At 45.9% G+C, this 25,567-nt stretch carries 17 protein-coding genes; 8 read left to right on the forward strand and 9 right to left on the reverse strand.

Annotated features, from left to right (window positions below; translation table 11 throughout):
- Nucleotides 1–439: 439 nt before the first annotated feature.
- Complete coding sequence (locus AC1EK4_RS10235) at nt 440–991, reverse strand: sugar O-acetyltransferase (protein ID WP_480358168.1); 552 nt, start codon at nt 989–991, stop codon at nt 440–442.
- 7 nt (nt 992–998) lie between these two features.
- Nucleotides 999–2,954 (reverse strand): family 20 glycosylhydrolase, encoded by a 1,956-nt coding sequence (locus tag AC1EK4_RS10240; protein WP_082721752.1) that lies wholly within the window; start codon nt 2,952–2,954, stop codon nt 999–1,001.
- 245 nt (nt 2,955–3,199) lie between these two features.
- Between AC1EK4_RS10240 and AC1EK4_RS10245 the strand changes: the two genes are divergently transcribed.
- Both AC1EK4_RS10245 and AC1EK4_RS10250 read left to right on the forward strand, forming a co-directional pair.
- Nucleotides 3,200–4,078, forward strand: a complete 879-nt coding sequence (locus AC1EK4_RS10245; protein WP_156431089.1) for a retropepsin-like aspartic protease — start codon at nt 3,200–3,202, stop codon at nt 4,076–4,078.
- Between the two features lie 42 nt (nt 4,079–4,120).
- The gene (locus AC1EK4_RS10250; protein ID WP_156431090.1) at nt 4,121–4,375 is read left to right on the forward strand and encodes a PDZ domain-containing protein; all 255 of its coding nucleotides are present in this window, start codon (nt 4,121–4,123) and stop codon (nt 4,373–4,375) included.
- 39 nt (nt 4,376–4,414) lie between these two features.
- Here AC1EK4_RS10250 and AC1EK4_RS10255 read toward each other — a convergent pair whose 3' ends face one another.
- Entirely contained in the window at nt 4,415–5,065 is a 651-nt protein-coding gene (locus tag AC1EK4_RS10255) for a Kelch repeat-containing protein (protein ID WP_480358170.1), read from the reverse strand.
- A 36-nt stretch (nt 5,066–5,101) separates the two neighbouring features.
- Between AC1EK4_RS10255 and AC1EK4_RS10260 the strand changes: the two genes are divergently transcribed.
- A complete protein-coding gene (locus AC1EK4_RS10260; RefSeq protein WP_480358172.1) occupies nt 5,102–5,536 on the forward strand; it encodes an alpha-L-fucosidase in 435 nt (144 codons plus the stop codon).
- 121 nt (nt 5,537–5,657) lie between these two features.
- Here the strand turns inward: AC1EK4_RS10260 and AC1EK4_RS10265 are convergent, their stop codons facing one another.
- The 5 genes from AC1EK4_RS10265 to AC1EK4_RS10285 all read right to left on the reverse strand — a co-directional run bounded on the left by AC1EK4_RS10265 (nt 5,658) and on the right by AC1EK4_RS10285 (nt 14,519).
- Nucleotides 5,658–7,175, reverse strand: coding sequence for an arylsulfatase (locus AC1EK4_RS10265; protein WP_062435030.1), 1,518 nt, complete (start codon nt 7,173–7,175; stop codon nt 5,658–5,660).
- Nucleotides 7,176–7,379: 204 nt separating this feature from the next.
- Entirely contained in the window at nt 7,380–9,314 is a 1,935-nt protein-coding gene (locus tag AC1EK4_RS10270) for a RagB/SusD family nutrient uptake outer membrane protein (protein ID WP_062434995.1), read from the reverse strand.
- Nucleotides 9,315–9,339: 25 nt separating this feature from the next.
- Entirely contained in the window at nt 9,340–12,780 is a 3,441-nt protein-coding gene (locus tag AC1EK4_RS10275) for a TonB-dependent receptor (protein WP_480358174.1), read from the reverse strand.
- A gap of 128 nt (nt 12,781–12,908) precedes the next feature.
- Nucleotides 12,909–13,913 (reverse strand): FecR family protein, encoded by a 1,005-nt coding sequence (locus tag AC1EK4_RS10280; protein ID WP_480358176.1) that lies wholly within the window; start codon nt 13,911–13,913, stop codon nt 12,909–12,911.
- 72 nt (nt 13,914–13,985) lie between these two features.
- Nucleotides 13,986–14,519: an RNA polymerase sigma factor gene (locus AC1EK4_RS10285; protein ID WP_036900388.1), complete on the reverse strand. Its 534-nt coding sequence runs from the start codon at nt 14,517–14,519 to the stop codon at nt 13,986–13,988.
- Between the two features lie 610 nt (nt 14,520–15,129).
- On the opposite strand from AC1EK4_RS10285, the gene AC1EK4_RS10290 reads away from it, so the two are divergent.
- The 5 genes from AC1EK4_RS10290 (at nt 15,130) to AC1EK4_RS10310 (ending at nt 24,103) form a co-directional block, all read left to right on the forward strand.
- Nucleotides 15,130–18,219 carry a SusC/RagA family TonB-linked outer membrane protein gene (locus AC1EK4_RS10290; protein WP_480358178.1) on the forward strand — a complete coding sequence of 1,030 codons (3,090 nt, stop codon included), beginning with the start codon at nt 15,130–15,132 and terminating at the stop codon, nt 18,217–18,219.
- A gap of 17 nt (nt 18,220–18,236) precedes the next feature.
- Complete coding sequence (locus AC1EK4_RS10295; RefSeq protein WP_480358180.1) at nt 18,237–19,907, forward strand: RagB/SusD family nutrient uptake outer membrane protein; 1,671 nt, start codon at nt 18,237–18,239, stop codon at nt 19,905–19,907.
- 88 nt (nt 19,908–19,995) lie between these two features.
- Nucleotides 19,996–21,507: a DUF6057 family protein gene (locus tag AC1EK4_RS10300; protein ID WP_036900398.1), complete on the forward strand. Its 1,512-nt coding sequence runs from the start codon at nt 19,996–19,998 to the stop codon at nt 21,505–21,507.
- A gap of 2 nt (nt 21,508–21,509) precedes the next feature.
- Nucleotides 21,510–22,970 carry a TolB family protein gene (locus tag AC1EK4_RS10305; RefSeq protein ID WP_480358182.1) on the forward strand — a complete coding sequence of 487 codons (1,461 nt, stop codon included), beginning with the start codon at nt 21,510–21,512 and terminating at the stop codon, nt 22,968–22,970.
- A gap of 227 nt (nt 22,971–23,197) precedes the next feature.
- Nucleotides 23,198–24,103: a serine O-acetyltransferase gene (locus tag AC1EK4_RS10310; protein ID WP_036900378.1), complete on the forward strand. Its 906-nt coding sequence runs from the start codon at nt 23,198–23,200 to the stop codon at nt 24,101–24,103.
- 365 nt (nt 24,104–24,468) lie between these two features.
- Here AC1EK4_RS10310 and AC1EK4_RS10315 read toward each other — a convergent pair whose 3' ends face one another.
- Entirely contained in the window at nt 24,469–25,056 is a 588-nt protein-coding gene (locus AC1EK4_RS10315) for a calycin-like domain-containing protein (protein ID WP_036896614.1), read from the reverse strand.
- Nucleotides 25,057–25,567: the final 511 nt, after the last annotated feature.

Below are 25,567 nucleotides of genomic sequence, written 5' to 3' on the forward strand. Positions count from 1 at the left end.
TCAAACTCTACATTGTAAAATTTTGATTTGCTTCTAAAATAGAAGCTTTATATCCTTTGCTCGTACGATAAACTTATTAATGTCTAAAGAACACCTATTTCGAATCTTATTTCGACGGTTCGTTTCTTTTACCCAACTCTATTACCTGTATAAAACAAGCAAAGAGTCGACTCTTGTACTACTTATCTGTTTATGTAAATCTTTTCAAAGAACGATTTCTTATGTACTCTCAAGAACTTGCCGTAAGCGTTGTTCTCGTAAGCGGATGCAAAAGTAATAAGATTTAGAATACCAACCAAATGTTTTGAAGAAAAAGTTTAGAAATTAATATCATTTTTCTAGCTTTTTGACAAAACCAACAAAGTGACTTTATTTTCACCTTATTATATATATAACATTTCTATTTCTCTTGCTTATCAAGTATCAATTTCATACCTCACTACAGCAAACTACGTTTTACTTCACATGGATTTCCTACAGCCAACGAGTCGTCCGGAATATCGTGCACAACTACCGAACCGGCTCCGATAATACATCTTTTACCTATCTTCACACCGGGTAGAACTATCACTCCACCCCCTAACCAAGTATCTTCACCTATTACAATGGGATGAGATGTCTCTTGCGACTTCCTACGAGCCACATAATCCATCGGGTGTTGCGGCGTGTAGAACTGGCAAGCAGGCCCAACTTTCACATGGTCTTCAAATGTCACAGTGGCTCCATCGAGTACCACACAATTGTAATTAACAAACACATGATGCCCCATCCGTATGCCGTTGCCATGGTCACAGTGGAATGGCGGGCATACGGTAGAGTCATTCGGAATTCCGGGAATCAGGTCTTGAATCAGATCACGATACTCTTCACTATCAAGAGTCAGCGTCTGCAATCGAGCGCATATCTCTTTCGCATGCGTCAAACTAGCCAATATCTCTGTATCGGAAAAGTCGTATAACTGCTCCGACCGCATCTTCTGGAATTCCGTCATATTTACATTATTTTGTTTCCCCAGCCTTCAGATAGCCTACTTTCAGATTGGTTATCACACTCTTGAACTGTCCGGCTTTCTGTAATGGGAATACAAGCGTACGCAGATAGTACATATCTCCACGCTTACCGAAGTTGACTTTCTTCACATCCAAGCTACTTACTTTCTTGCCATTCAGGTAGAGTACTGTATTTTCAGACGTACCTTCGATGGCTACATGAGCTTTCTCACCGGGATAAAGGTTCACACCAAAGTTATACAGATAACCGTCGCGACTGAATCCAAGGAACCCACTAGCAGGATCAGCCAGATAGAATTTTGCCTCAGGAGACTCAAACAATACTGTTCCGGGAGCCTCCGGACAAGCATCTATATCGAATTCCACACGGTAATTCCATCCCATTTGCTCAACACCTGTTTCCTGTCCGGGTGTCACTTGAGCCAACTGCAATGCGAAATCTGCACCATGCTTACCAAGCACATTCTGCCCCACTGCCTCACTCAATCCTTGGCATTTATCCTTAAACTCGGCATAAGAGAATGTCGGTTTCGCCCCCGTCCACATTTTGGTAGCTAGTGCTTGCATAGAAGGCAATACACGATGATAAACATCTTGCAATCCTACACCATTGCCAACAATATCATTCCATACGGCAAACATACCACCTTTAATCTGCGGATAGCGTTCCGGGAACACCGCTCCATTGATATTGGCCGGCGTCCATTCTTTATAGAGTCGCTCATTCTCTAGGTAATCATAATAGTAACCAGCCTTCGGAACTATGTAAACATCTCTATCAGGAATACTGATAATATCATAACCTAACTTCATCATCTCGTCAGGTTTTGCATAATCATTAGACCACGACTGCATCATCACATCTTTTACCTTGATTGGAGTCTTCCCATAAGCGTGGGTTTGTTGTCCCCAAACCATAGCCTTCTTACCGAAACTCTCTACATAACGGATATATCTATCGGTGAAATAGCGGAATTTCTCGCGCAGTTCGGCAGTCTTGTTAGAATACTCATCGGTACCGATGTGCACCCATTTGCTGCGAAACACAGGATTTGGCCCCTCTATATATTCCTTGAACAGAGCATCCAAGAATGTATAAGTATCAGGGTTGAACAAATCAAGATGATCCATACCATACTCTTTGCTAGCCAAATCGGGACGATATTTCGTGATAGCCAATGAGTGAGCCGGCACGTCGATTTCCGGGATTATCTCCACACCTAGACTGTCGGCATACTTCTGCAACTCTATAAACTCTTTCTTAGTATAGAATCCATCACGCGCTGTCAGTCCGGGATATGTATCGCACTCCAATCTGAAAGCAGCCTGTGTCTTCATCCAATCATTATCAAAAAACTGCTTAAAACCACAGTCCGTCAAATGTATATGGAAAGTATTCATCTTATAGTATGACATCAATCGCACATACTGCCGCAACGAACGCATGGGGAAGAACTTACGACCGCAGTCAAGCATAAAGCCACGAACTGCGTAATCAGGACTATCCATCAACGCACCACAAGGCAATGTATGCGCCACACTTTGTTCCGCAATTTGCAGAATCGTACGTGTCGCCCAAAACAATCCTTTATTAGAAGGAGCCACTACCTTAGCCGACTCACCGATAGTCATGGTATAACTCTCCACATTGGCGCCTTTCTTGGCTTTCACCGCGAACGCAATATCGCCTTTCTTGGCTTTCCCTTTCACGATAGGCAAGTGCTGTCCAAACATCGTAGCATAATCATCGGCAAAGCGTTGTAGCGTTTCAAGCATCATGGCATCACCTTTCTCATACGTAATACGTGTAGGAGTAAACACCCCTTCAGTACCTTTCCACGTCTTCAATTCGGGTACGGTAAACGGTTTTTCATTCACAGCCTGCATCAATATTGGCATGCAGAACAACAGACTAAATACAAAAGTCTTTTTCCAAAAGTTCATGATAATAGAAATTTGATATATTTTCTACCGGCAAAGTTAATCAATTTTCTGAAACAACATACATTTGATAACAAAATAAAAACTGGAAAAATGAAAGAAGAATATTTCTCCGGCTAAAAATAACATCCCCTTTCTTTGCAGCTCAAAATAGTACCTTATACGTATGTACGAATTCTATTCGCCTACATAGTACATTACTTTACAAGAAAAAGTGTATCTTTGGCCTATCAACCAAAGTATACTACATGCGAAAAATCGCTTTTATCATACTTCTTTTTGCCACAATGCTGCCGGCACTCTGCCAAATTCGTGGCTACAAAACCGACTTTCAACTGTCGAAAAAAGATTTCTGCGACACCATCGATATAGAATATAAGGATGGGCAAGTGTACGTTCCCGTCATGATGAATGGCCAACGTAGATGGTTCAACCTAGACACAGGAAGCGGCCAAGGCATAGTGTATCCTGAATCACCTATAGATTATTGGCGAGAATTAGGAAACGTGGTGTCGCGCGATGCCAACGGTATAGCCGACACAGTCAAAGTGATTCAGCTGCCCGACTTCCGTCTTGGCCAGCTTACAGTGTCGGGTTATGTGGCCTCGATGATTGCCAACCGCCCCGTCAAAGCCAACTACGATACCATACTAGGGTTCGACTTATTCAGCAAAGGCATTTGTGCCAAGATAGACGTGCGGCACAAACAACTTATTATAACCGACAATCGCCATGCCTTCGAGCGCGAGCCGGGATACCGAATGAAGTACAAATTAAAATGGTTTGTGCCCTACGTTCTCATCAGTCCGTTTATACGCCATGTGGACGAAGTGCTATTCGACACTGGCGCTAAACCACTCTACACCATGAACAAAGAAAGTTTCGACCGACATGCTTATAAGAGTAAGAACGTAGAATCACAGGTAGAAGGACGCACACAAGGCCGACAAAGTATCGGAATACATGGTACGGAGAAGTTTGACGAAGTGGCATTTCTGCATCTCGACCGCTTGAAATGGGACGAGTTTGCATTTACCGACGTGCGAGCCATTACCATCCAAGGGGCTTCGCGCATCGGTGGGAGTATCTTGAAATATGGTTCCATCATTATCAATCCGTACAAGTAAAGCCTCATATTCAGCCCTTATAACAAGAAAGATAACGTGCACGTGGGCAACAAACCTATGGGTGTGGCCTTCGTTCCGCTACAGGGGAGAGCCTGTGTGGGACTCATCTTCGAGAAAAGTGCAGCCTATCAAGCCGGTCTGCACGAAGGAGACATCATCTTAAAGATTGACGGTCGTACCATTCCTACCTTCCAAGACTTCTTGAATTACAAGCTTGCGGAAAATCAACGTCACACCTTTACTGTGTTTGGAAAAAATGGAAAAACTCGGGAAGTGATGGTACCAGCCATACAATAGTTCCCAAATCGCCCATCCTCTTTCAACATTTCTATGTCTTTACTCCACTAGAGCAGAAACTATCTTCACGTCCTTTATCAAATATTTTGCAGCATCAGTAGCCTCATCACAGCCATCAAGAGGAGGGCATTTGTCTTGATTGGGGGTATGTCGATTAGGTAGATTACGCCACTTTCCGGTACGTAGGCTGAGTCGCTCGACCGCTTCTACGGCATGAAGATTGGCATATTGCGTCCCACCTATTATATATGTCCCGGTGCCAAGAGCCGATACCGTGACCGAGAAATGCTCCCATGTCTGTGGACGATAGTGCCCAACGACTTCGCCACCCATCCGTATTTCCCCCCGATGGAATGAGAAGCTAACGGCACGATCGCCATGCCTATCGGTCACATCCACCTCAAACGGGTCGTCATTTTCTGCTTGTACCATGTAATCGAAAGCTATCTTGACACGCTTTGTAGCTTCAAACACGCGGATAGCACGTGCATAATCATAGCGGTCGGAATCGACCATACAGAGTTGATGAGCCTCATCTATGTACACATCTGCCCATTTCGGGCGATAAATATTCCAATTCTTGATGGGCGCACTCGGTGCTGTTTGGGCAAAATCATCGCCTACTGGTCCTTGCCAACACGTACGTGCGGGCAACTGAATACGGCTCACCCAAATGTCTTCTTTGTTCACACTGTAGGTCAACCACGCACAACTATCATTGGGATTTTGCTCACCCTCGGTGATTCCTCGCACATAACAAGGCCCGAAATCCTTGTTCTCGGCGTCGGCCCTACTCCCGAAGGACTTATCCAACCCGAAGCTGTAGAACGATTGCACAAGATTGGCAACTGGATGCGTGCCAACGGAAAAGCTATCTACAACACCGTCACCACGCCCAACTACCACGATGGCAACGTATGGTTTACCGCCAATAAGGACGGGCGCACGCTTTATGCAATCTATACGTTGGCCGATGGTGAGACGCTTCCGTCTCAAATCCACTGGAAAGGTAACTTACCGAAAGGCAAAGTCGTACTGCTTTCCAACGGCAAAACATTGAAAACAAAGGTCAAAAATGGCGAAGTAACCGTAACATTACCCACCAGTATGAAGTCGGAATCATTTGCTATGGCATTCGTTCTTCAAAAGAAGAGCGTTTGATGAAGAATAAGGGCTACGAGATTATGGCTTATCGGCATAATTCCCATTAACTCCCCCTAACTTCCTTTTAACACCTTCATCCCCTTCTCTCGGTACAAACGAGGGAAGGGGATGAACTGTTTTACTTCGGTAATGTCACCGGATAATCCTCACTATCCACGTGCTCGGAGAGGATAATACGCTTCATCTGATCCACAATATCGGGATGCTCTGCTGCCACATCATGGTCTTCGTGAATATCGGCAGACAAGTTATAAAGATGAGGAACACCCTTGATAACTACCATTTTCCACTCTCCCATGCGCAGAGCCATTTGGTTGGTCTCCGAAAACTCCCAATATAAATAGGAGTGTCTTAGCTTCTGTTCGCCACCCAAGAGCGTAGGCAAGAACGAGATACCATCAAAGTAATCCGTCTTCTTTGCACGATTGGCATATCGACGCTTATAATCTTTTACGCCGGCCAAGTCGCAAAACGTAGGCATCAAGTCGTAGAACGCTATCATTGCATCGCTCACTTCCCCGGCTTTTACATGTCCCGGCCATCGCACGATAAACGGAATCCGAATGCCACCCTCGTAACATTGCCGTTTCAGTCCGCGCAATTTGCCATCCCGACCAAAGAATGTTGGGTCGGCACCACCCTCTTCATGAGGGCCGTTATCAGAAGTAAAGATAACGATGGTATTATCTTCGAGTCCTTTCTCCTTCAACTTTGCCAATACTTCTCCCACATATTTGTCGAGTCGACTAATCATGGCTGCAAACTGAGCATGCGTGTGTTCGGTAGCATTATAGCGCGAACCGCGATTCCCGCCCCATGTCTTATCTGTGAAAAACTTCTTCTCATAACGCTCTAAAAGCGAATCGTCGGGTTGTACCAACTCGGCATGAGGCAGTGTGTAAGTCAATATACCACAGAAAGGACGCCCTTTCTGCTGCTTATCGAGCCACGCCATAGCCTCTTGATGTATCAAGTCGGCCGAGTATTGTGGGCGTTTCCGATAGTCGCGACCATACATCGGATACTGTATATTATCCTCTAATACCACACGCGACACAGCCGTATCGCCCGCCTCCCTGCTATACTTATTCAGGAAATTGGGGAAATACAGATGTGCTTGGAACTGGCAGATATAGCCGAAAAACTCGTCCACACCGCGCTTATCGGGCGTAGAAACCGATCCTTCATAGCCTCCGGCCCATTTTCCAAACATTCCCGTGGTATAACCGTTGGCTCGAAGTATCTCCGGAATAATCACATGGTCGGGATCGTAAGGTTGCTGCCCCACGACACTGTAATCCTCATTTTGCCCATACATCACCCTTGCACTCTCCGCCCAATACTCCTTATTGCCACGTACAAGGGTATGTCCGGCATGCTGTCCGGTCATAAAACAGGCCCTCGAAGGTGCGCTCACCGGCGCCCCGGCATACGCTTGTGTGAATCGCATACCGTCGCGTGCCATACCATCTATGTTCGGTGTGGCGATGTAAGGTTGTCCATAACATCCCAAATCACCATACCCCATATCATCGCACATGATGTAGATAATATTCGGTTTCTGTACCTTCCGAGCATAAGAAGGAACCACAGCTGCCAGCGACAAAGTCCCGACGGCCAGCGTCATTTTATTCATTTCCATCATTTTATATATTTTCATGCTTCTGCAAAAATACTGTTTTTTATTGAATTGAGTCCCAAAACCTCCCCATACCTATCTATCAGGCGAATGCAATTCTCCCCTACAAACAGACATAAGTACTTATGGTAGGCACGAAGAGACGGTGTATATACACCGTCTCCCTATGCTTGTCTCGTTTACAAACAATACTGTTTGCCCTTAATTCCCCCATCCTTCGTTCTGCTTCAAGTTTGGATTGAGCACGATTTCCGTGGTTGGAATCTGGTACAGATAGTACTTTTCGAGCCATCCCTTACCCTCTTTCACTGGGTCATTGAATAGGAATACATTACCCTCAGTCATACTTCCGTTAGTTCCATCCGACAATCCTGTCGTGGGATTATACAACGTCAGGTGAGCAGCAGCGGCCTCTTTCTTCGTCGCCCATACACCCAGCGTCGGACGATTGAGGAACCATGGAGCCATACGCCAGCGACGAACATCGTAGAATCCGAATCCTTCGCCCATCAATTCAACGATACGTTCACGGCGAATCTCCCACAATACGGGATCTACCAATACACCTGTTGCATTGCCTTTCGGATAATAGCGGCCGCGATTAGGGTCGAAGCTGTCATTGATATCAGCTACGGTCATAGCTGCAACACCCGCTCTCTTCCTCAACAGATTGACGGTTTTGTCGGCTACCTCTTGGGTGAATGTTCCCAATTCAAACTTCGCCTCAGCCTCGTTCAGCAACACTTCTTCTATCTTGAAGATTGGTTTATCGGCCACATTGAGACTTCCTTGGTTGAAGTTCTGTTCCCAGTTATCGGTGTTCTTCCACACATAATAACCCGAACGACAGGTTACAAACGAGCCGGTACCAAGTCGTGGAATCTGCGGAACAAGGCTTGCACTCCAGTTTTGGTCGGGCAATCGCTTCATACCTGTGCCCGGATTGCTACACGTTGCATTGATTCCCATGATGTCGATATACTCCCTATCGGCCGCATTACCGGTGAAATGCCAAGTACGATAACCTTCCGTTCCCTTGCCGGCAGCTACCTTATAAGGTGGAATCACAGTATGATACAAGCGCGGATCGCGGTCGCGGAACTCGGCATACATCGTCTTATTGCCATGGAAACCGGATGTCGCATTGGCTATAGGTTTGCCATTCTTCATCAGATAGAGTCCCACCGTGTTGGCATTCATCTCCACATAGTGAGATGATGTACGCTCGATGTAACACATATTATGAGGATTCATGTCCGGCATATACGACTTGTAGAAGATGATTCCGGGCACTCCTTTCAGGTCGTCAGTGGTCCACATCTCACCATAACCGGCTGCCGGCTGTCCATCGACACCCGTATATAGCGTGGGATAATCTTTCATCAAGAGTTCGGAAGCACGAACACTCTCTTTCAGGTAAGATTCGTACTCGCCCAGTTCATGGTATTTTCGCCATGTTCCTTCACGTAAACCGAAACGCGAGATAGCCGCACGAACACAATTCTGATCAATGGTATTATCACCGTCACGCCCTTTGAAGGAGCCTATATGCTGCTCCGCCCACTTCAAACGGTTCATCACCGAGTCGGCCACCGCCTTTCTATTCATACGCTCACCCATCACTTCGGAGTCGCCGGAAGATAACACTTTCGTCACCCAAGGCACATCACCGAAACGGTCTATCAACTCCATATACCAGAAAGAATGGAAAAAATAGCCCACAGCACGCCAATGGTCTTTCTCTGCTTGCGTCATCTTTGTATCGCCAAGATGTGACAACATGATATTGATACGGCGTATATAGGAACTGAAATCCCAGCCATTTCCCGAAGCCACAGAGGCTATATTCTGGAACGCATAGCTATTGAATCCGCTCTCATACTTACGCTCCATGTAGCCGGCATTCATGTCACTGCGGTATTGACCGTTCTCTCCCCACACGGCAAGCGACGTTCCTATCGTATTATCGGTGAACATATTGTAGCACGGCCACATAAATGCTTTGAAGTTATCGTACGACTGTAGTGCATTCTCCTCTGTCAAATCGGTCTTCGGCGTCTTCTCTAAAAAGTCGTCGTTGCAACTTGTACAGAGCAATGCTGCGCACAAACTGGTATATAATAGAATATTTTTCATGATTTAATCTTTTTATCGTTAAATACTATAAGGTAACGTTCACACCGAAAGATATGGTACGGAAAGCTGGATAATTCCACGAGAGTGTCTCCGGATCGATACCTTTTACAAGACCGGTAAACGTGGCTAGATTCTCTATACTCACAAAAGCTTTGAGCTGAGAGAGGGCCAATTGCTGTACCAGCGTACGTGGGAAAGTGTACGAAAGCGTCACGTTCTTGATACGTAAATAAGCCGCATTGGAGAGGAACTTATCTTGTATGCGGTAGTTAGAGCTTTGATTGCCGTAGTTACCATATATTCTTGCAAACTTAGCATTGGCATTTACAGGTGTATAATCGCCTCCGGCAGCATCTGTCGGCTTCCAATAATCGGCCAAACCTTCGTATAATGGTACGAATTTATAGTCGGCATACAATGGAATATTCAGCGTATTGGCCAACCAAGCATCGCGCTTAGCCGTACCCTGCAAGAACACACTGAGGTCGAATCCCTTGTAATTGGCACCCAGACTCATACCGAATACATAGCGTGGAGTGTCGTTTCCGATGACCTTTCTATCGCCGGGATTGGCGTAAGTCTGCTCACCCGATGTTATCACATTGGTGGTTTGATTGTCGTCCATCAGGTTTTTAAACTTGAAATCTCCCGGTCGTGGGTTGTATCCATCTATCTTAGTAACGCCCTCTTTCAATGCAAACGTCTTAGTATCTACGAAATCATCGGCAGTATAGAAGCCATCGTTCACATATCCCCAAATCTCTCCGAGCTGTTGACCTTCATAATAACTCGACAGCAACTTGGCCTCATTGGAGTTATACTTCACGATGACAGAGTTGTAATCAGACAGACTGAAGCCCACACGATAGCCGAATTGGCCAATCTTGTCGCGCCAATTGAGCGACAAATCCCAACCACGTGTACGCATATCAGCGGTATTTTCGTAAGGAGCTTTGGCTCCAACAACGGCGGGCAATTGCATTCCCGGCGCAAGCATACCGTCGGTATTGCGCTGATACCAGTCGAAAGTAGCAGTCAGACGGTTGTTCAACATCGTAACATCCACACCGAAATCGAGCGTCTTAGCTTTCTCCCAAGTGAAGTTAGCACTTACCAATGAGGGAATATCCGTGATGGCACTGGTGTAGTTTCCGCCCACCAACCATCCGTTATATTTATTATTCATCGGCATGGTAGGAATGAACGCGTAGGTAGAAATATTCTGATTACCAATCATACCATATGATGCACGGAGCTTCAAACCGTCTAGCCAACTGCGCGTAGGAGCCATAAACTCCTCTTCAGCAACATTCCATCCGGCAGAGACAGAGGGGAAGAAGCTGAATCTAGAAGACTTCGGGAACTTGGAAGAACCATCGTATCGACCATTAGCCTCGAAGAGATAACGATTCTTATAGTCGTAGTTCGCACGGAAGAAACCGCCTCGTACCGAGTATTCATCGTATCCGTCCTTCATCTTCAAAGTCGATGTTCCACCACCAAGTGAGGGAACTTCGGGCACAGCCTGACCATACGAGTGAGATGTCATATAGTTATAACTACTCGATTCCTGATTGAATCCGGCCATGAACTTGAAATGATGGTCGGTCAACTTCAACGTGTATGTACCGTAAATATTCAACGCATTATAGCTCGTCGTACTCTTCTGCTTCTCCAAATAGTCGTTGGTAGGTGTCGTGTCTACCCCACCTTGTATGGTCGTATAGCTATTCTTACCGGTGTAATAGTAATAATCATAGTCTCTACGATCGTAGGTATACTCTACATTAACTTCAAAGTTCTTCAACGGACGGAGTATCGAATGCAAGAATATTCGGGGATTACTGTTCTCCGTATTCGACGCATTAGACCAACGAATTTGGTTAGCCGGTGTGAAGAAAGGTGCTCCTGCGCTGATATCTTCTATCTCTGCGGGCATATTACCTTCTGGATAAAACGACGACAGACGGGTAGAATAAATAGCTCCTAATGCCGATTGAGGCAAAGAATTATTGCTGCGTGCATAGCTGAAATTAGCCTCTTGAGTGAACCATTTGGTCACATCTGCCGACACAAAAGCACTGATATTCTTACGCACGAACTTATCCTTGTTGGTTATCAACACACCATCTTGAGAAGTAAAGCCCGATGACAAGCGATAGCGCACGGCCTTTGTACCACCCGATACCGACAGATTATGCGTGTGTTGGAAGCTTGTCTCCAGCATATTCTTCACCAAATCTTTCTCGTTCAAGAAATAGATAGCACCGTTTTCGTCCTTATACATGCCGTCTCCATAGGTTTGTAGAGAAGACGGATTGGCCTTATACTGCTTCAAAAGTTCCTGCCAACGACTCACACTGGGGGCTCCCAACGACCAATATTGGTCGCCGGCTGCATCGGCATAGGTCTGCAAATAGTCGGCCAAAGGGGCTTGCCGAGGTAGGTTGATGGCGTTGCTGAAAGCCACATTGTTATTATAGTTCACTTGGAAACGAGTGTCAGACTTTGGACGTTTGGTCGTTACGAGGATAACACCACCGGCTGCACGAGCACCATAGATGGCTGCCGAAGCGGCATCCTTAAGTACTGTCACCGACTCAATATCTTCGGGATTGAGCATATCGATAGAACCTTCCACGTTGTCTATCAGCACCAATGGGGCAATGGTAGAGCCGGAACCGATGGAGTAAGCACCACGAATTTGGAACGAACGGCTCTTTCCCGGAGCATTACCGGCACTCGAAGCCATCAGTCCGGGCACCGCTCCTACAAGCGCATCAGAGGCTTTTGTCAACGGCCTACTGCCCAAGGCGTCGTCCATTTTAACCGTTGCCACAGCACCGGTAAGGTCTTTCTTGGTAGCCGTACCGTAACCTACGACCACCACTTCATCTAGTACTTTGTGGTCTTCCTGCAATGTAACACTGTAAGTGTTTTTCGTTCCCACACGAACGGTGGCCGGTGAAAAACCTACATAAGAATATTTCAAAGTGGCATTGGCCGGCACCTCCAATTGATAGTGCCCGTCTATATCGGTTATCGTGGCCTGTGTTGTACCATCGACTGCCACGGTTACGCCAATCAGCGGTTCGCCTTTGCTATCGACCACCGTACCCGTTATTTTCTTACCTCTACTAGGTTGCGTGCTTGGATGGGCACGTCTAGTCAACACAATTTGTTTGCTCGACTCCATACGATACACGATGTCCGTGCCTTTCAAAAGTCGGTTGAGTACGGTTTCAATCTTGTCGTTACTCGCCGAAACCGATACTGTCTTGTTTAAATCGGGCATCTGCTCACTATAGAAGATGTTGTAGCCCGATTCACGCTCTAACTGCTGAAGCACTTGCTGGATAGTCTTATCCTGCGCTTTGAATGTAATTTGGGCATGGCCTAACTGTACTGACAGTGCCAACAAGCCCATCGCACTCATTCGGATTAGGTTATTAATTCTTTGATTCATATCACTAAGGTTAAAAAATGATTCAAGTTTTCATGTATATATTGCCGATTTGCCTGTGGGGCGAACAATTATCCGGACGTTATTCTCTTCTTTCTTCTCATGGTATTCCTACGTTTTAGACATTTAGACTATATAGCTTCATCTCTTCGTTTACTCAACACGACCGTATTTCCTTGCCGTTCATAGTTCAAAGGATAAGTGGCAGCGATGACATGGAGTACACTGTCGAGACCGTTATTACTGATGCTTCCGGCAAACGTAACACTCCGAAGACTATTCGATTTGAACACCACTTTCACACCATATTGCCGTTCCAATGTTTTCGCGAGTTCTGCCAAAGTCACCGAACGGAAGTATAGATTATCGCCACGACGGAAGTCTACGTTGCGCACATCGTCTATCTGCTGTTTCAGGAATGCGTGTGTGCGATGATTGTAGCTTACTTGTTGGTTGGGCATCAATATCAAAGAGGCACTCTTGTCAGACACTTTCACCTTACCTTCTACCAACGATGCCGTTACGGTAGAGTCGCCATGATAGCCCTTCACGTTGAAGATAGTACCCAAGGCCTCCACATTCACACCGTTACAAGATACCACAAAACGTTTGGCAGCATTCTTTGCCACTTCAAAATAGGCCTCACCATTGAGCTTCACGATTCGTTCGGCCACATTGTAATCGGCATTGTACGTGAGTCGTGAACCCGAATTGAGCCACACCTTCGTACCATCGGGCAGCACCATCCGAGCCTTTTGTCCGTTGTCGACCACCATCTCGGCCACCTCACCATGCCTGTCGGGCGTAGCCGAACGTACACCATATATATATGTTGCCAATCCAACGCCCACCAGAAGCAGTATTGATGCCGCTATCTTACCTAGCGTAAAGAGGATGTTACGGCGCGGTTTGTCAACCTCATCCATATCGTTTTGGATGGCAGCCCACACATCCCGACTGCATTGCTCGTCCATATCGTGCGATACAGAAGCCCACAATCGGCGGTCAGCCTCATCGGTTTCCTCCTGCCTTTCATCATTATCGAGCCATTCTTCCAGCCTGTCTCGTTCTTCCTGTGAGGCTTCATGCCTCACTAGTTTTTCTAATAATATATTGTATATGTGTCTATTTGCCATACGTATAGGGTGTCAATACATCTATATATAGTACCGACATGAAGAAAAGGATTACAAAAAATAGAAAAAAAATCACTTGAGTTTTGATTGCAAAAAGTGCAATACCCGACGCACCTGCGTGGCCACCGTCTTCTCCGAGATAGACAGAAGTGCAGCTATCTCTCGATAAGTCATGTCCGATTTCCAATAGAGCATGAAGACTTGTCTGCGTGCTTCGGGCAATTCAGTAGTTAACTTTAATATCTGTTCCTCCACAAGATGACGGTCTATGTCGCGCTCTATATAGGCCGCATGCCCTTGCCGTTCTAGCTTCAGACGATTCATAATATTCTGTCGAAGCAGCTCCCGATGCAGATAATGGTACACCGCATGCCGGGCAACACTGAAGAGATAGCCCTCAAAATTCCCGTCGACATCTATGTTCATACGCTTGTTCCATATATGCAGAAACACATCGTGCGTAATATCCTGAGCCGTAGACGAGTCTTTGACAAGTGAGAATACGAAGTTATACACCCATCCGTTATACGCATCGTACACGGTTTTAAGGGCATACATCTTGCCTTTTCGAAGATTTTCCAGAACAGCTTGGTCTATGGTTTCCATCCTATCTCACCCTCTTCTAACTCTATGTTTTCCAGTCTGATTATAATCTTTGATACTGCAAAGATATAAAAATTGAAGCGGAATCCAATTATCTTGCTTGAGAAACAATACTATGATACCACATCACATGAGTCTGCTTGTCAACTCGAAAAAACCTCTCTTCCTTTGGAAGGGAAGAGCTTATCACCTCAAAGACTTACAAACTTAAATTCTTGCAGAGCCTTGGCAATGTTACTGCATAGTCGCTTCAGCACTGCTGAAAAAGCGCGGCAGCAAGGTTGCTTAGCCGTTGCAGCAACTTAAGTTTGTAAGTCTTTAGGTTGATAAGTTGCTGAGTGAGTTCTTAAATTCATAAGTTTTACCTAGCAAATAAGACACCAACAAGACCACAAAGACCACTTACAAACTACCAGTTTGGTATATAACACTTATAAAAAAGACTATTATTAAAATAGGTATACAATTATTTAAGATAAATTTGGAAGTAATATAAAAAAGTATTACTTTTGCCACCAACAACCAAAACAAAATACAAGTAAAACATAATTATTTACAAAAATTACTTTAAAAAGTAAATTTTCTATAACATCTATATCTAATATCTTTTATTATGGCATTAAAAACAAAGCGAAATCTTTCGCATTTCGGGAAAGGATGTTTTGCAGTTAATCTCGCTGTAGGACTATTCACACTCACTCCCATCAACGTGTTTGCCACAACAAATGCTGCCACTGTGACCAGTGTACAGCAACAGAAGCACCAAATCTCAGGTACAATTACCGATGTAGCTGGTGAACCTATTGTTGGAGCATCAATCACTCAACTGAATGGTGGAGGCATCGGAACGGTTACCGACATCGACGGTAAGTTCACAATCAACGCTGCCCCCGGTACCGTTTTGAAGATTACGTACGTGGGATTCTCACAACAGGCCATCACGGTAAAGGACGGTGTGAAGACTTACAACATCCAGCTGCGTGAAGACCAGCAGTCACTCAACGAAGTGGTTGTCGTGGGTTACGGCGTACAGAAGAAGGCCAACCTGACCGGTTCGGTTACTTCTATCAACTCAGAGGCCTTGGCCAGCCGCCCGGTAACAAGCGTATCGTCGGCCTTGGCAGGTACGATGTCGGGTGTAACGGCCATCCAACGTTCCGGAGAACCGGGATCGCAGAACGGAAGTATCACCATTCGAGGAAAGAACTCCATCAATGCTGCCAGCCCATTGGTTATCGTCGATGGTGTTCCGGGGTCTATGGACAACATCGATCCGCAGGATATCGAGTCGGTATCTGTATTGAAAGACGCCGCATCGGCTGCCATCTATGGTGTGCAAGCTGCCAACGGTGTCATCGTGATTACAACCAAAAAGGGACAGAACGGACAAAAAACTCGCGTGGATTACTCTGGTATGGTGTCGTTCACATCGCCTACAGACCACTTCAAGTTCTTGGGGGCGGCCGACTATGCCATGCTGTATAACGAGGCTACACTCAACGAAAATCCGGGAGCTACAATTCCATTCTCCAAAGAAGATATACAGAAGTTCCGCGACGGAAGCGACCCTATCGGGCATCCAAACACCGACTGGTACAAGGAAACCTTCAAGAGTAGTGCCATGGAGACACAACATAATATGGCAATCTCCGGTGGAACTCAGAACACCACATATATGGGTTCGCTGGGCTACACCTACCAGAACGGTATGACACACAGCCGCAGCTACAACCGTTACAACGGTCGTATGAACATCAATTCTAAGCTGAACAACTGGCTGTCTATCGGTTTGAACGCATCGGCTTACCGCGGAATCACGAAAGACGCATACAAGAGTGCGGCTTCACTGGTTCAGAACGTAAACCGTATACCGCCCACCTTCCCCATTTACAACGAAGACGGTACGTACCACTATGCCGGAATGGACAACCCAGTAGCCCTCAACGGCGACCAGACGGGCTCGATGAAGAGCTACAACTCACAGTTCTTCGGAACCGCTTACGTGGAAATCACCCCCATAACAGGGCTTAGCCTCAAGGCATTGTACAACATCCGCCACGACAACCAAGACTATCGTAACTTCAAGAAGTATTATGAATATGGCCAGCCGGGCAAGATGGAGAAGTCCGGAGTGCGCGAAGGCGAGCATAATTACTACAACTGGAACTGGTATACCACACAGTTGTTGGCCAACTACATGAAGACTTTTGCAAAGCATCACACCGTGAATACATTGCTCGGCTACGAGCAGGTAGACTACAACTATCGCTATACAAAGGCTAGCCGACAAGGCGGTGGCAGCAACGACCTGCACGAATCGTTGAACACACTCGACTCCGACGGACAGAAGAACAGCGACGGTGGATACGACACCGGCCGTCGTTCATACTTCGGTCGTGTACAGTACGACTACGACAGCAAGTACCTGTTCGAGTTCAATATGCGTGCAGACGGTTCTTCTATCTTTGCTAAAGAAAACCGCTGGGGCTACTTCCCCGCTGTATCTGCAGCTTGGAGACTCTCCGAGGAGCAGTTCGTCAAGAACAGCGCACCTTGGATTAGCAACTTGAAAGTGCGCCTCGGATGGGGTAAGACCGGTAACGAGGAGTTGAAAGCTGGAGACGTTTACCCGGCTATCCCGACTTACTCTTACGGCACAACCGTATTGGGTAGCGCCTTGACAACCACAACCTACGAGTCACGCTATGTAAACAAAAATTTGAAATGGGCTACTGTAACCAACTACGAGTTGGGTATCGAAGCTGGATTCTTGGACAACAAGTTCGGATTTGAGCTCGACCTCTATAAGAAGAAGACCAACGACATGTTGCTGAAACTCCCGATTCAAGGTGTCATCGGTATGGATGCTCCTTATCAGAATGCCGGTAGTGTGGAGAATACCGGTTTTGATCTGAACCTCTTCCACAACAACCGTATCGGCAAAGACTTCCGTTACTCTGTCAATATGAACATCTCTTATGTTCGAAACAAGATTGTCGACATGAGCGGAACAGAAGGTCCTTCAAGCAATGACAAGATATGGTATCTCGAAGGACAGCCCATCGGAGCTTTCTACGGATACGTAGCTGACGGGTTCTTCAATACGGAAGAAGAGCTGAAAGCAGGTCCGAAACGTACCGGACGAGAGAAACTTGGCGACATTAGATACAAAGATTTCAACGGCGATGGTAAGATTACGGCTGCCGACCGCAAGGTTATCGGTAAGAACTTTCCAAGCTGGACAGGCGGTTTGAACCTCAATCTGTACTACAAGGACTTCGACTTGATGATGTTATGGCAGGGTGCTTTCGACGTAGATGCATACTTCACGGGTGAGGCAGCCTATGCTTTCTTTAACAGCGGAAAGGTATTGAAGCGTCATCTCGACCGTTGGACACCGGATCATCACAATGCTTCTTACCCACGTATTACACGTAACGATCAAACCAACTTCGCCGTTTCATCATTCTGGCTGCAAGATGCATCTTACGTAAGATTGAAGAATATCACGCTCGGTTACAGTCTTCCAAAGAACCTTATCAACAAGTTGGGCATAAGCAATGCCAAGGTATTCGTATCAGGCGAGAACCTTTTGACATTCGATCATCTTGAGGGTATCGACCCAGAGGCTCCTTACGATGGCCGCGGTGCATTCTATTCTAACGTGAAGAAGATTTCTTTTGGACTGAAAGTTTCATTCTAACATAAAACATGATACACATGAAGACGAAAAAAATATATATTGTAGGTGCGCTCCTTGTGCTTGGTTTAGCTTCGTGCACAGACTTGGATAGATCACCTATTGAACAGCTTTCAGATGCCAGCTACTGGAAATCAAACGACGATGCAGTCAAAGCTGTTAACGATTTATACAATTGCGCTCCTGAATGGAACGGAGATGCCATCATCGGTTTGACCGATGCAGCTATCAATTCAGACGATGCCGTACACGGAATCAAATGGTCTGAGGGTAACATATCAAAAGGTATATACGATCCACAAGACTTCGATTGGGCCGGAAACTATGGTACTATTCGCCAGACAAACATCATCTTGAAGTACGTTCCTACTGTAGCAAGCATGTCGGATACAGAAAAAGCACAGGCTATGGCGCAAGCTAGATTCTTCCGTGCTTATCAATATTTCCAGTTGATTCGCCAGTTTGGTGACGTTCCTTACACAGAATCGCCCCTCACTTTGGAAGAACAAAAAGACGTAAAGCGTGCACCAAAGGCTGAAGTTTACAAGCATATCCTTGAAGATTTCGACTATGCTGCAACCAATCTTCCCAAAACATGGGACGGAGCTGACGATGCTCGTATCACCAAGGGTGGTGCTTTGGCCATGAAAGCTCGTGCAGCTTTGAGCCAAAACGACTGGAAAATAGCTCGCGATGCAGCCAAGGCCGTAATGGATTTGGGCGTATACGAACTCTACGATCAGGGCAATACTGGTAAATATAAGGAATTGTTCTGGACCGCAACTGATAATGGTTGTAAAGAAACTGTCATTAAAAAGCAATTCATTGCATACAAAAACGACTGGTATCTCATTGGTTGGGAAGCATTCCCAACGATCGGTTGGGGTGGTTTGAACCCCACACAGAGCTTGGTTGACGCTTTCGAAGACAAAGACGGAGCTCCGATTGCGAAGTCAAGCACTTACGATCCGACCAAACCTTTCGAGAATCGTGACCCTCGTTTAGAGACTGTTGTATTGCATGATGGCGAATCCATGTACGGTGCTACGGTGAAAGTTGCTCCTTTAAAGTCTTGCGCTCCTACCGGCATCGGTACACATGGCGACGCAACTGCGACCGGCTATAACCAGCAGAAGTGGCTTGATCCGACCGTAGATCCTAAGACCGACGGTTGGCATATGGACATGGACTACAAGATTTTGCGCTATGCTGAGGTGCTATTGACCTATGCCGAGGCTCAGAACGAGCTGCAACCGCTCGACCAGTCAGCCTTCGATGCAGTCAACAAAGTACGTGCTCGCGTTGGAATGCCGGCTCTCCAGAAGACCGATTCCAGCAAGCCTACCTACTGTGGAACACAAGATGAGCTTCGCAAGCGCATTTGGAATGAGTGGCGTGTAGAGTTTGCTTTGGAGGGTGGACACCGTCAATGGGACATCCGTCGTTGGGGTATTGCCAAGCAAGTATTGAATGCTCCGTTCTATGGATTGACTTATAAGCTTGTCGATTCTAAGGACGCTGATGCTAAAGATGGTGGTAAGATCTGCATACTTTACTCTCAAGACAAGGACGCAAAACGCGTAGAAGTGAGAAAAGGACACTACGAAGACCACAACATCTTGTATCCTATACCACAGAAGGAAATCGATTTGAACCCGAACTTGACACAGAATGCGGGCTATTCTAAATAACGATTCTAACGTATAATATCTATATAAGTGACGGCAGGAAGTCTCCAAAAGGCTCCTACCGTCACTTTCTCATCAAATCATGTTGCTTATGAAACGTCTTCATTATGTAGTGATGCTGATATTGTTCATCATCTTTTATTATGTTTATCAACATACGTTGGCCGACGTACTGTGCTACCATGAGCAACATCATCTATTCCTTTACACGGCCAACTACTTCAACCATGCCCTTGCAAGCCATGGTTTTATCTCTTATCTGACAGACTTTGTCATCCAATTCTTTTATTATCCGTGGCTGGGCACACTGGTTATGGCAACGATCTTAACCGCTATTTATGCCCTCACCGAGCGTATTCTCACACTCATCGCACCACGGTTAACTCTTTTACAGCTATCGGTTATCCCCTCGATACTGCTCCTTATCTATTCCGAAACCACCTCACACAATCTCGATCTCATCATTTTGACCTTCCTAATATTGTGTGCTATCTGTCCCATCTTACAGATAACGCAGTGGATTCGCCCCATTTTCCCCATCTATCGCGCCCCGCTTCCCAGCAAAAGAATATGGTTGTTGTTACCAGTCGGCTGCTTGATGGGCTTTTCAATCATAGCATATACCACCTTTGTACGCCAATATAATCCCAAAGAAGGAATCATGCTCAAGACCGAACACTACGCCCAGAAAGGTGAATGGGAGAAGGTCTTGGACTACAGCAACCGCTATCTACAACAAGGAAAGAACAATCAATTCTTCTCGTACTTCCGCAATATGGCTCTTTATCATCTAGGTTTGCTACCCCAACATCTCTTCGACTATCCCCCGATTGGCGGAGTCAAAGAGCTATATTTGCCTTGGAGCGGCAACGGTAGAGAAAGCGAATACGGCCATTATCTATACGAACAACTCGGATATTTGAACGAAGCACAACGCTGGGAGTTCGAGTCGATGGTGGTATGGGGTGAAACTGCCCCCCATCTTCGCAATCTTGCACGCTATAATATCGCCATAGGCCGACCACGAGTTGCCCAAATGTTTATCAACAAATTGGCTCAATCACTCTTCTATCAGGACGAAGCACGGCAATTAGAAGCACTCCGTGACGGTGGCGTCGTGCCCGGTTTGCACAATGCTTTGAAGCATGTAACCGACCATCCAGCTCGCTTCTCCAACGTATTAAACATAGGTCCGGAACTGGAATATCTGCTCCAACATGATCCCAAGAACCGTATGGCCTTCGAATATCTCATGTGTCAGCTGCTATTAAGCAATCATGTGGTACGTTTTGCCGAAGATTTGAAGTTGATGAAGAACTTCTCTTATCCCGCCATGCCACCTATCTTCGAAGAAGCCTTGATGGTTTACAAGACCGGAGTCGACGATGCAACCTTCGCAAAGGTGGGCTACGACGTATCCATGGAGACTCAACAGCGCTTCGGACGGTTCTACCAACTCGTTCAGCAACGCGACATGGCATCGCTACAAAGCGAGTTCAGTCATACCTATTGGTTCTATTTGCAATTCATCAGTCCTTATGGCAGCTCCGTCATCCAAGACAAAGGGCAGACTACAGAGTTGAAAGGAGTCAAACAATTATAATCATGAAACATCTCACATCCATCATATCGCTGGCCCTGCTATTCTTTTCGGCCTGCACATCTTATCATCAACCCGATGCCGTATCAAACGAAAAGCCAGCCATCTATCCCGATTATACCGACATAACCATGCCGGTAAACATCGCTCCCATGAACTTTGAGATTCAAAAGAAAGGCGATGCTTACCAAACGGAGATTGGCATTGTGGGGCAAGAGGCTGCCATCTTGGTGCAAGACAACAAACCTACAGTCGACATTCCATTAGACGAATGGAAAGAACTTTTGGTACAAGCAGCCGGCAAACAAGTCTATTTCCGCATCAGCATAGAACAACAAGGCAAATGGACTCGCTACCGCGACCTCATCAACACGGTATCTACCGATTCCATCGACAGTTATTTGGTCTACCGACTGCTCTACCCCGGTTACGAACTTTGGAACGAAATGGGTATCTATCAACGCGACTTGACTAGCTTCGAGCAGTCTGCCGTCATGGAAAACTCAAACTTCGACCACCAATGTATCAACTGTCATTCCTTCAGTCAGCATTCATCCGACAATATGATGGTACATATCCGAGGCAAACAGGGAGGCACAATTATCTACCACAACGGCCATATCGAGAAAATAGAACCGAAGCCCGAAGGCTTCAAACGCGGTGCCACCTACCCTGCTTGGCATCCTCATGGCCGATACATAGCATTCTCTTCCAACGAGATACAACAGTTCTTCCACTCGGCAGGAACAAAGCCTATAGAAGTTTCAGACCTTGCTGCCGACCTCATGGTATACGATGTTGAGAAGCATCAGACATTCACCGACTCCATCGTTTACAACGATACCTACTACGAAACATTCCCATTTTGGGCTCCCGATGGCAAGACCTTGTACTTTTGCAGAGCCAAAGCCATGGATCAACACCACCGTCTCGACAGCATTCGCTACGACCTTTGCAGCGTCCGATTCAACGAGCAGACAGGTCATTTAGACTCCTTGAAAATTATTTTCCCAGCTTCCGAGCACGGCAAGTCGGTCTCGTTCCCCGTGGTATCACCCGACGGTCGCTATCTCATGTTCACCCTCTCGGCCTATGGCAACTTCTCCATTTGGCATCCGGAGAGCGACCTTTGGTTACTCGATATGACTACCGGAGCAGTACGTGCACTCTCCGAGGTCAACAGCAACAACGTAGATAGTTGGCATTGTTGGTCGTCTAACGGCCGATGGTTCACCTTCAGTAGCAAGCGCGGCGACGGTTTGTGGACGCGTCCCTACTTCGCTCACTTCGACTCGAAGACTAGTCGGGCAACCAAGCCATTCGTTCTACCGCAGCGCGATCCACACTATTACGCATCGTTCATGTACACCTACAACCGCCCGGAGCTCATTCAAACGAAAATAGACTACGGTAAAATGATGGAGAAAGCAGTAGCTGGCGAAGCCATACAAGCCGAACAACGGTAGTTTTTAGTCCATCAAGTCTGTTTTTTTTAATTTTTAGTTGTTACTTTGCAAAGTAAAATAAAGAGATAGGAGTTTCGCATGGATGCTCTACTCCGGAGTTATCGGGAGTTAAAGGAGTTAGGAGGAGTTATCAGACAAATGTCCGTTATATTCCGTTTACTCCCAGTATCTCCTGTTTACTTCTATCTATACATAGACTTGCAACGTAAAATAAAGAGTTATAAAAGATGACACTAGACGAGGTTTTCCAAAAGAATGTGAAGTTGTTGACACAAGTTTCCGACGACGAACAGCAGATGTTACCTGCCAAAGAAGTACTGTTGCCGTCGGTAGATGCCGTTCGCGAGATAATAACATTGGTCAAGAAGATTGTCTTCCCCGGCTTCTTCGACAAGCGACAGAGCGATGACAATCTCCGCTCATACCACATTGGTGTCAACATGGAACAATTGGTAAAGCTGCTGCGTAAACAGATAGCTCTCGCACTACAGTACGATGACTGTTGCGACGACAACTGCCTGTCCATGCGTTCCAAGCAGTTAGCCTACCACTTCATCGACCATCTGCCCCAAATCAAGCACATGCTCTACACCGATGTCAAAGCTATCTATGCCAACGACCCGGCTGTCAACACCTATAGCGAAGTCATTTTCTGTTACCCAGTCATCGAAGCCATGGTGCATTATCGCGTGGCTCACGACCTATTACGAATGGGCGTACCCGTCATTCCGCGCATCATGGCCGAGCAAGCCCATGCAGCTACCGGCATCGACATCCATCCCGGAGCCCAGATTGGAGAGTATTTCTCCATCGACCACGGTACAGGTGTGGTCATCGGAGCAACTTGTATCATCGGCAACCACGTCATGTTGTATCAAGGTGTAACGCTTGGTTCTAAGAATTTTAAACTCGATGGCAAAGGCTTTTCGCAGCATGTAGACACACCACGCCATCCCATTTTGGAAGACAACGTGACCATTTACTCTAATTCCACCTTATTAGGGCACATCACGATTGGCCACGATACCATCATCGGTGGTAACATTTGGGTGACCAATAGTGTGCCTCCCCACTCCAAACTATTGCAGAGTAAGGCACTCGACGTGTCGTTCTCAGACGGATTGGGAATTTAGAATGCGCGGAGAATAAAATAGGTTCATCCGACAAATCGTATGATATTGCCATTGCTGATAGTCCGGAGGACTACCCTTTTTCATAGCCGTGGCTCTTTAAGCCTACGGTAGTGTGCGAAAGAGAGTATCCAGTCTGAAAGACTGCCCAACAATCTTATAACCGAAAGGGGGAGTCTGTCAGACTCAAATACCTTTGTTCTTGTTTCCGTAGGTTTCCGCTTCGCTCCAACACTACGGCTATTAATAGGGCTGCCCTTCGGGCAGTCATTGCCGGTTCACTCGATTCCTCGGATGAACCATAAAATAACTATTGAGAGAATCAGAGATACGAAAACGAGGGAAACCAATCGGTTTCCCTCGTTTTATTACGGCTTCAATACCTTCTTACCATTGATGATATAGACACCACGCTTCGTGGGTTTTACAACCCTACTGCCGTTGATGTGGTAATACACATCTGCTTTCTTATTACCACCTTGTATCGTTGTAATACTTGTTGCCACTTTTTTGCCAACGAATTTAGTATGTACATCTTTCCCCTGTGAAATCTTTAAGCCCACAGTCAATTCGTCTCCTTTTACCCCATTCGTCTCTCCTTCGAGCGATAAAGTTAGGTTTGCATCAAGTTTCTGTCCTCTTCTTGTAACTGTCGTATAGCAAGGAACTCCTTCCAACTTACCAAAAACGAAACCACTTGCACTTTGAGTAACTGGAACTTTATCAAGTGTAATATCCCCATAGGGACTTCCTCCTACTTCATAGCTCTTGAGTACCAACTTGATAGTACCCTCACTCGCACCCTTAGAAATAACGTAATTCACCTTCTTTGGCAATGGAGAAACGTCTAGTTCTATCTTTCCAGTATACTCTCCAAAAATAGGTGACACATCAATTTGGGCACTGCAAATCAATGAAATGTAGAATGCCAGCGCACAAAGTAAAGTTCTTTTCATACTGAATTTGAGTTAGTTAATAGCGCAAAGATGCAGAAAAAGAAATCAATCAAATATTTTTTAGGACAAAATATTATGACATACAAGTTTAACAACTTATCATTCCTAGCTCATAACTCCTCACTTTTCATTCCTAACTCAAAACTCATAGCCTCAAGAACTCACAAACTCAAATAACTGCAACGAGCATTCAGCATTGCTGCATGGACTTCCCAAGAACGCTGAAAAGGCTAGGCAGCAAGATTGTCAAGCCGCTGCAGCAGTTTTAGTTTATGAGTTTTGAGGTTTATAAGCCTATGAATTGCGTTGCAAATTTGTAAGTTTATAAATTCATGGATTATGAAACCATGGAATAAAAGTATTATATCGGCAATAAACACGGGCTATATGAAGAAGAGAAAAAATCCTCATCGCAAGACGATACGTATGGAAAAATGGCGAGATTACACATTTTTCATATGAATAACGTGGGATTTCGCCACTTTTTGGTACTTATACTTGTTTTTAACAT

This window comes from Prevotella sp. C0026C3, assembly GCF_056590795.1.